Here is a 1,504-nt window from a genome sequence, read left to right on the forward strand (position 1 = left end):
GCTGTCGGGCAGGCCGAGGAAGAGCAGCGCGGTGTCGGACTCGGCGGCCAGGGCCACCGCCTCCGTCGCCCTCGTCCTCGACCCGGCCCGGCGCGCCGTGCGCTGCGCCGTCGGCGCCGTCGCCCCGGTGCCGCTGCGGCCGCTGGAGGCCGAGGCCTGGGTGGCCGGCTGCATCGACTGGGACGGCTCGCGGGAGATCGACCCCGCCGCGACCGCCGCCTTCGGCGAGTACGTGGCCGCCGCCTGCGTCCCCGACGGCTACGGCGCGGAGGGCGCCTGGGAGGCCGTCACCGAGGGGCCGAGCGCGGCCGCCGTCCGTCTGCGGCGTACCGTAGCCGTGCTGGCTCGCCGGGCACTGGGAAGGGCGCTCAAGTGACCACAGACCACCCCATCGAGGCCCTGGACGCGGGGCTGCTCGACCACCCGCACGACCACGCGCCGCAGGTCAGCCGCGAGCTGCGGCCGACCACCTCGTACACCCTGCGGGTGAACGGCTTCGAACGGCCCGTCACGGACGCCTGGATCGGCGAGAGCCTGCTCTACGTGCTGCGCGAGCGGCTCGGCCTGGCCGGCGCCAAGGACGGCTGCGAGCAGGGCGAGTGCGGGGCCTGCTCGGTGCAGGTCGACGGACAGCTGGTGGCCGGCTGCCTGGTCCCCGCCGCGCTGGCGCAGGACAGCGAGATCAACACCGTCGAGGGCCTGTCGGCCGGCGGCGGCGCCAGCGACGTCCAGCAGGCGCTGGCCGAGTCCGGCGCGGTGCAGTGCGGCTACTGCGTGCCCGGCCTGGCGATGGCCGTGCACGACCTCCTGCAGCGCAACCACCGGCCCACCGAGGTCGAGGCGCGGCAGGCGCTGTGCGGCAACCTCTGCCGGTGCACCGGCTACCGGGGCGCGCTGGCCGCCGTGCAGAGCATCGCCGACGCGCGGGTGGCCGAGGCCGAGGCCGCGGACGAGAAGTCCGCCGCCGAGGAGGCCGCCAAGGCCGCCGCCCCGGAGGCCGTCCCCGCGCCGCCCGAGCCGGCACCGGCGCCCGCCGCCGACCCCGTGGACGACCCCGCCACCGCCGACCTGCCGGTCTACACCGACGGCGACGGCTGGATCGAGCACGTCCCGCAGCCGCCCGCCGCGGAGCCCGCCCCCGCCGCCGGCGGGCCGTACGACGGCGCGGGCGGCTACGACAGCGGCGTGTACGACACCACCGTGCTGGCCCCGATCCGGGACGTCCCGGCCCAGCCGGCCGACGCGTCCACCGGCTTCCACCCGGCGCAGGGCTACCCCGGACAGCAGCCCTACCCCGGCACCACCCCGGCGCACGGCGGCTACCCGCCCGGGGCCGGCGGCTACCCGGAGGCGGGCGGCTATCCGCAGCAGCCCGGCTACGACCAGACCGCGGCCTACGACGGACCGGTCTACGAGACCCCGGCCGCCGGCTACCCGCACCCGCCCGGCCACGACGGCGGCACCCCCGCGCACGGCACGCCGTACGCCTCCACGCCTCCGCACG

Annotated in this window: 1 protein-coding gene and 1 pseudogene; both read left to right on the plus strand. The window is 78.2% G+C overall.

Annotated features, from left to right (window positions below; translation table 11 throughout):
* Positions 1-376, plus strand: a pseudogene (locus ABD308_RS03165) (hypothetical protein); the annotation flags it as partial.
* On the plus strand, positions 373-1,504 hold a 1,132-nt coding region (locus ABD308_RS39535; protein ID WP_425554679.1), incomplete at its 3' end, for a (2Fe-2S)-binding protein. The pseudogene ABD308_RS03165 and the gene ABD308_RS39535, both read left to right, overlap by 4 nt.

Source organism: Kitasatospora putterlickiae, assembly GCF_039527695.1.
Classification (GTDB): Bacteria; Actinomycetota; Actinomycetes; order Streptomycetales; family Streptomycetaceae; genus Kitasatospora; species Kitasatospora putterlickiae.